This window comes from bacterium (assembly GCA_022616075.1).
GTDB lineage: Bacteria > Acidobacteriota > HRBIN11 > JAKEFK01 > JAKEFK01 > JAKEFK01.
In genome coordinates this window covers 1-7,943 of sequence record JAKEFK010000127.1, presented here as the reverse complement: position 1 = coordinate 7,943, position 7,943 = coordinate 1, and the positions used below count along the sequence as shown (strand labels likewise).

Below are 7,943 nucleotides of genomic sequence, written 5' to 3'. Positions count from 1 at the left end.
TCAATGGAAGCCATCGATACGATCGCGTCCATGATCGGCATGATGCTGCTGAATATTCTGAGAGATCGGACAGAGCCGGCGTTATCTTTATAAAATCCTTATAACTTTCTTACCATCTTTTTACAACCTTCTTGCTATTTTTACAGTCATCGTGTCGAAGACATGAATACAGCAGTAGCAAATCACACATCAATAGAAACAGAACAACAGGCAAAGTCTCGATTAAGGATTCTTTGTTTGACGGCGCTTGGAATCGTTTACGGAGACATTGGAACAAGCCCGTTGTATGCCATCAGAGAATGTTTTCATGGTCCTCATGCAGTCCCCATTACGCATGACAATGTTCTGGGAGTCCTGTCGCTCGTATTTTGGTCACTCGTCATTGTCGTGACACTGAAATATCACGTTTACGTAATCAGAGCGGACAATCGCGGTGAAGGGGGTATTCTTGCGCTTATGGCTTTGGTGCATCGCATATTAAAGAAGCAAACAGGCAAGAAATATTTCCTGTTGACAACGCTGGGCTTATTCGGCGCCGCGCTCCTATATGGCGATGGGATGCTGACTCCGGCCATTTCTGTGCTCAGCGCCATAGAAGGTCTGGAAGTAGCTACACCCTTTTTTAGTCCTTATGTCGTCCCAATTACGATTATCATTTTGATAGGTTTGTTCCTCTTTCAACGAAGAGGCACGGCGGGTGTGGGAGTCATTTTTGGACCAATCATAATCGTATGGTTTTTGACTCTGGCTATTCTTGGACTGGTTAACATTTTCAGGGAAACCGCGGTTTTGAGAGCGATCAATCCGGTTTACGCAATGCAGTTTTTTCAGCAGAATGGTTTTCAAGGCTACCTCGTGCTTGGAGCCGTATTCTTAGTGGCGACCGGCGGCGAGGCGCTGTATGCAGATCTAGGTCATTTCGGTGAAAAGCCGATTCAAATTGACTGGTTCGGTATCGTTGGTCCTTCGCTACTTTTGAATTATTTCGGACAGGGAGCTTTGCTGCTTGTTGATCCAGGGACGGCAAAAAATCCTTTTTACCATATGGGTCCTTCCTGGGCTCTCTATCCGATGGTGATTCTTGCAACGATGGCAACGATCATAGCATCGCAAGCAGTCATCTCTGGTGTCTTTTCCTTGACGCGTCAAGCGGCGCAACTCGGATATATGCCCAGGGTAAATATCATTCACACTTCTTCACGGGAGATCGGGCAGATTTACATTCCAGGCGCAAACTGGGGGCTGATGGTGGCAACCATTGGACTGGTTCTCAGTTTTAGAAGCTCCAGCAACCTTGCAGCGGCATATGGTGTAGCCATAACGAGCACCATGATTATTACAACGATGCTTGCTTATTTTGTTGCTCGACACATCTGGCACTGGCCTTTATACCGCGCGGTTTTGGTCACGATCGGATTCTTGGCCGTAGATACTGCGTTTTTCGGAGCAAACATCATCAAAGTGCCTCAAGGCGGATGGGTCCCGTTATTCATCGGTCTCCTTGTTTACACAGTATTTGCAACCTGGAAGAGAGGGCGCGATCTGCTTGCTGCGAAACTGCGTCTGGGTATGCTCCCGCTGCAAGACTTTGTAAAAGATGTTGCCAAAAACGGAATTACGCGAGTTCCAGGCACAGCAATTTTCCTTACGGGTGATCCTGATGGAACTCCGATCGCGATGCTTCACAACATTAAACACAATCAAGTCCTACATAAGCAGAACATTATTGTTACCGTTCTTACTGAGGAGATCCCGCACGTTTCAAAAAAAGAACGGATTCAGATAGAAACTTTAGGAAACGGCTTCTGTAAAGTCATCATCCGTTACGGTTTCATGGAGGATCCGGACGTTCCATTCGTTCTGCGGCAGCTGAAACACCATAATGGTGTAGACGTAAATCCTGCAGCGGCCACGTACATCATGAGCCGCAACACATTGATCCCGTCCAAAATTCCGGGTATGGCAATCTGGCGCGAAAAACTCTTTGTATTCCTCACGCGCAATGCGTCCCGCGCAAATGAATTCTTCCGGCTTCCCGCAAACCGGGTGGTGGAACTCGGTATGCAAATCGAGATTTAGGATTCAACGCAAAGGCTCAAAGCTGCAAGGTAAAGCAAAGTACTTTTTGACCTTTATGACTTCGCGCCTCTGCGTTAAAAGAGTCCGGTATAATGGGGGCAGATGTTCAAGCGGGCTTCGCTTCGGTATCTGATCGCAATCGTCCTTCTACTGATTTCCAGATCGCAGCTCAGGTTATGGTACGAATTTGAACACGTTCAAACTTATGTCGTGGCCTCTCTTCTTTTTCTTGTCGCTCTCGGACTGGTCCTTGTTCCGCAATGGAAACAAAGAGAGAGGCAATTGTCCTGGCGCCGAACCTTTGTCTTGTTCCTGCTCACGCTGCTTGCTATACCCTGGGGAGAATGGTTCCAGCTCAGTATGCCTTTTGCAAGAGAGAACTGGAGCCAGCAGATACTGGATCAAACCTTATTCTTAATTTGCTGTTTCTTCTTCTTTTCGCTTGCGCCAAAAGCCGCGGAAAAAATTCAAAAGACAACGAGATCAGTCCTTTCCTTTCTTTCACGGATGAGATGGATTGTTCCCCTGCTTCTCATCCTGCTGTTTTGCATAACGTCATTGATTGGAATTTTTGTCGCGAAGAAAGCAACCATCGTTTCTGATTCCGGAAGTCATCTATTTCAAGCAAGAATTTTCGCACAAGGGAAACTGACAGCACCCGTGCCTCCGTCTCCCGAATTTTTTAACAACCGGAATGACAGCCTGATCATGCATGAAGGCAAATGGTTCAGTGTTTATTTACCTGGATTTCCTCTGATACTTTCCCTCGCGTCCCCTATCAACGCGGAGTGGTTTGTCCCCCCCCTTCTCAGCGTTTTCACTCTGGCGATCTGGCTCGCATACATCGATCGATGGCATAGCCGTCAGACTGCTATTTTCTTCGGGATACTGTTTGCCTGCTCTCCTTTTGTTTTGCTTCAATCTTCAACCATCATGATTCATATAGCGGAGTTGTTTCTCGCAAGCGCTGCCATATATTTGATCCGCCTGGAAACAGAAAAACCTAATCCCCTTCGCTCTATTCTGTTAGCGCTGACTTTATTTCTTTCCGTTCTAACTCGTGGATTTTCGCTTATGCCTTTTCTTCTTCCGGTTTTGACGTATGGTTTCCTCCGGCGCCGTTCCTGGAGAATGCAAGCGTCCATCGGGATTGGCATTTTGAGCGGAGCTGCCGCGATAGCAATCTATCAATGGCAAACAACGGGAAGTCCATGGCTTTCAGCCTACATCCTGGAGTTTCCAGGCAACCGCTACGGCTTCGGTGAAAGCCTGTTTGGACAGATCCACACCCCGTTGAGAGGATTAGAGCAAATTTCGAATAACGCGCTTGGTCTGAATTACTGGCTCAACGGATGGTATTCAGGAACGCTCTTTTTCATTTTCGCTGCTGTGATTCTTGGCGCTTCAGCGGACGTCTGGGACCAATTACTCTTCCTTTCGTGCCTGTGTCTCGCAGCTTTTTACTATTCTTTTGTCGGCCAGGACCTTTTTGTAGGACCTCGTTATTTTTTCGTTTGTTCGCCGGTCTTATTATTGTTTGTTGCCCGCTGTTTGGATTTGCAAAACACTAGGGTAGTTGCCACGGCGACGGTGTGCCTTGTTGCATCTTTACCTTTTCAAGTACCCAAACTTGTTTCAGCCTGGATTCCAATTCCCACTTTAAGAGAAAATCTTGAGACACTTCAAGGAAAGAAGGCGCTCATTTTTCTTCCGGAGAATGAAGAATTTGCGGTCAATTTAAATGATCCCTTCTTACGAAATCCACACATCCTTTGCCAGGATTTGGGGGAAAGAAACCAGAAAGCAATCGAAACCTTCCGGGAATATCGTCCCTATTATTTTGGAATGTCCTATAACCGGGGTACTTCCGGAATTTCCGGCGACTTTACTCTATCCGAGAGCCGATTAAACACCGAAGGAAAAGAAATCAGCTATTTTAGATTGGCTCTTTTGATGCGAAATTCCAAAGCTCAGATTGAAAAAGACTTCTTTGATCTATCTTATATCGGGCCCATTGCGTGGGGCGATCCTTTATTGAAACTGGACTCTGTTTACCGCTATATCAGCGCCTCCCGTCCCGGGCCCAACATACAAGACAATTTTCGCGCCGGCCTGCATCACACAGCAGCAGCAATTCTTCTCCCAAGGGTGGCGTTTGAAAAAAATAAATTACAGTGGAAAAAGTCTTTTGACCCTAAAACATTCAGGGCTCATTTCCTGAATGCCAGACGATTTATGGCAAACTCCGGGGAGCTCGGGACGGAGCTTCTGCCAGCGCTGGAAAAAGTAAACAGAAGGATTGATAGGGATGCAAATCAAAATCTATCCGATGAGGAAATTCTCCGGTATGTTGGAAGAAGGGTTCGTTGGCTGGAGGAATACTAGTCCACGGTGAGAGTTTTGCTGAGGTTTCGGGGAAAGTCGGGATCGTAGCCGCGAGCCACACTGCAACGGTACGCCAGGAGCTGCAGTGGAATTACGGCCAGCAAAGGATTGATGATTTCTCCTGCGCGCGGCAACGAAATCAACTCTTGAGAATTTGTGCGAAGACGTTCTTCCTCTTCTCCGATTACAATTGCCCTGCCTCCGCGACAGGTGGTCTCATTGAGACCACTTACAATCAACGGAACATCTTCCGGGCCTGCCACAAAAATCACCGGATAGTCTTTTGTCACAGCCGAGAGTGGCCCATGTTTGAACTCCGTGGAGAGCATCCCTTCACAATGCGAATAGGTCACTTCTTTTAACTTCAATGCGCCTTCCAGCGCGATCGGATAGGTGAGTCCGTATCCCAAACAATAAAGATCATTGCGATCGCTGAGTTCTGAGGAAAGCGTGATCACCTGCGGATCGGACATATCGATGGATTCCTGAATCAAGTTCGGAAGATTCTTAAGACTGTCGGTGGAATGGCCACCCATGCGCATCGCAAGATAAAGAAACAGGATTGCCTGATTCATAAAAGTCTTTGTTGCGGGAACAGAAATTTCGTAGCCGCACGCAAGCGGCAAGTATCGTTCACTTACGTTCATTAATGTCGAACCGATGACATTCACGAATCCAAGCACAAGCATTTCCTGTCGTTGCGCGATCTCTACTGCGTTCAATACATCTTTTGTTTCGCCACTCTGACTGACAAACACACCGGCGTCCTCTTTCGTGATTGCCGCGCCGTATTGCGCGATGAATTGCGGCGCCAGAACCGGAATAGCAGCACGCCGTGCAAGTCTTCCAAGGTAGATTGCGCCCAGCAGGCACGCATGGTAACTCGTGCCGCAACCGACAAGGTACAGGTGGCGGGCTGACTTCATTCGCTCCACCATCCGGTTCACGTGCGGGGATGCATTTAACAAATGCAGCAATTCACCGGCAACTGCAGGTTGTTCATGAATCTCCTTCAGCATGAAGTGGGGATATCCGCTCTTGACCGCGCTTTCCATGCTCTCCTGAATCTCTTCGGGCAACCGTTCCACCGTGGTTCCATCGATAAGACTCACCACGTTTAAACCGGATGGACCGAGGATCACGATCTCACCATCCTGCACACGCAAAATTTTTTGTGTCAGCGGCAGCAACGAAGGGAGGTCTGACGACACGCAGGTGAAACCGTTTGCAATGCCTGCAACCAAACCGGAACCCTTTTTAACCGCATAGAGTTTATCTTCGCCAACTTTGCCGATTACAAAAGCGTAGTCCCCCTCCAGATCGTTATAAGCCTTTCGAATCGCGTCGATCATATTGCAACCTTGATTGACGTAGCGCTCCACAGCATGAACACAGGATTCTCCATCGTTCGTGGAACGAACAGTCATTCCTTCCTTCAAGAACTGTTCCCGTAGCTCCACATTGTTCACGACATTTCCATTGTGAGCGCCCACCAGGTCGCCGTCCGAATCAAGATGAGGTTGTGCGTTGACTTTGGAAGGCGCTCCGAATGTCGCCCATCGCAGCTGAACAATTCCGCGATGCCCCTTCATCTCTTGCAGGTTGTATCGCGCAGTGACCTCATCAACTTTTCCAACATCCTTCCTCAGATCAATCGAGCCGTCCCTGCGTATGGTAGCGCAGCCGACCGAATCATAGCCGCGATAGGAAAGCCGCTTCCCTGCTTCCACAAGGATGGTTCCGAGTTGTTGATCCTCATTTGCAACGATTCCAAAGATTCCGCACATATCGTGACATTGTACAGCGGATTTAGCAGCACCGCAGAGACGTAAAGGCGCAGAGAAAAAAAATTGAGTTCTCTCTCCTTTCTCTGTGTCTCAGCGTCTCTGCGGTGTTGTTGAACACTTGCACTATAATGTTGCGATGACTTTGGAAGCCGGTAGCCGTTTGGACCAGTACGAAATTCTATCGCCGCTTGGAGCTGGGGGAATGGGTGAGGTTTATCGTGCGCGCGATACGCGTCTTGGGCGGGACGTTGCCATTAAGGTTTTGCCGGAACGGCTTGCGGTGGATTCTGAAGCGCTGGGAAGATTTGAACGGGAAGCAAAAGCTCTCGCCGCTCTCTCCCATCCAAACATTCTCGCCATTTTCGATTTCGGCACACACAACGAAATCACTTACGCTGTCATGGAACTTCTGGAAGGAGAAACGCTTCGAAAGCGGATCGGTCGCTCACAAATCTCATGGAACAAGCTGATAGAAATCGGAACAGCGATCGCAGAAGGTCTTGCGGCCGCTCATTCACGCGGAATCATCCACCGCGATCTGAAACCCGAAAATATATTTTTGACCGCAACCGGTGGCGTCAAGATTCTGGATTTCGGTCTCGCGCGGCTTGATCAATCGACGCATCCGGAGGGGGAAAGCCGCATGGCCACAGTGTCCGGCACACAACCGGGAACAGTTCTCGGCACCGTCGGCTATATGTCTCCTGAACAAGTTCGCGGTCTATCTCTGGATACTCGCACCGACATTTTCTCCTTCGGCTGCATCCTTTATGAGATGGCAACGAGGAAGTGCCCTTTCACAAGAAATACAGCCGCCGATACGATGGCTGCGATCCTGAATCATGATCCCCCCGAACTATCTGCCACCGGCGCTGACATTCCTCCGGAGCTGGATCGATTGATTTTGCATTGTCTGGAGAAGGATCCTGAAAACCGCTTTCAATCGGCTCGCGATCTGACTTTTGATTTGAAAGAAATAGCGAGTGGTGTGCGGCTGACGAAGCCGCTAAAAAGACCTGAAGAAAAACACTCTCCTATTGGAAAGGTGGTAATCGCAGCTTTTGTGCTCTGTTTTGTGTTGGCGGGTTTATGGTGGTTCACGCGAATGAGTGGCACGTCCGACTCCGGCCTAAAAATTCCCGTCGCTGTGGCAGACTTCATCAACGAAACCGGTGAAAAAGAGTTAGACGGATTATCCGGCATGTTGATCACATCACTCGAACAGTCACGAAAACTTTCCGTGATGACGCGCTCCCGAATGCTCGATGTTCTCAAACAAATGGGACAGGGGAATTCGGAGAAAATCGATGAGCATCTCGGACGTGAAATTTGTAAACGCTCGAATGTGAATGCTCTCATTCTTGCATCGATCCGTAAGTTTGATCAGTTGTACACGATCGATCTTAAGGTCCTGGACCCGGAAAAGAATGAATATCTGTTTACAACCAAACAACAGGGAACTGGAAAAGCAAGCGTGCCTGAAATGATCGATAAGTTGTCTGAAGAAACGAGAAGTGGACTTAAAGAAAAGGCGGTAGAGATCCAGGCTTCCAGCCGAAAAGTTCAAGAAGTAACAACTTCTGATTTGCAGGCCTATCAGCATTTTTTCAAAGGCGAAGAATTTATAAACAAGCTGCAATTTAAGGAAGCAGAAGCAGAATTTGATAAAGCGATCGCCATCGATTCGAACTT

General features: G+C 48.2%; 4 protein-coding genes. 3 read left to right on the top strand and 1 reads right to left on the bottom strand.

What is annotated here, in order from left to right; genetic code table 11:
• Nucleotides 1–162: 162 nt before the first annotated feature.
• Together L0156_10260 and L0156_10255 are read left to right on the top strand one after the other, a co-directional pair.
• Nucleotides 163–2,079 carry a potassium transporter Kup gene (locus tag L0156_10260; protein MCI0603383.1) on the top strand — a complete coding sequence of 639 codons (1,917 nt, stop codon included), beginning with the start codon at nt 163–165 and terminating at the stop codon, nt 2,077–2,079.
• 102 nt (nt 2,080–2,181) lie between these two features.
• Nucleotides 2,182–4,464, top strand: a complete 2,283-nt coding sequence (locus L0156_10255) for a hypothetical protein (GenBank protein ID MCI0603382.1) — start codon at nt 2,182–2,184, stop codon at nt 4,462–4,464.
• On the opposite strand, the gene glmS is transcribed toward L0156_10255, so the two are convergent.
• Nucleotides 4,461–6,251 (bottom strand): glutamine--fructose-6-phosphate transaminase (isomerizing), encoded by a 1,791-nt coding sequence (gene glmS, locus L0156_10250; GenBank protein ID MCI0603381.1) that lies wholly within the window; start codon nt 6,249–6,251, stop codon nt 4,461–4,463. The genes L0156_10255 and glmS overlap by 4 nt on opposite strands.
• A gap of 136 nt (nt 6,252–6,387) precedes the next feature.
• On the opposite strand from glmS, the gene L0156_10245 reads away from it, so the two are divergent.
• Nucleotides 6,388–7,943, top strand: a 1,556-nt coding sequence (locus tag L0156_10245; protein ID MCI0603380.1) for a protein kinase, incomplete at its 3' end; no start/stop codon positions are given.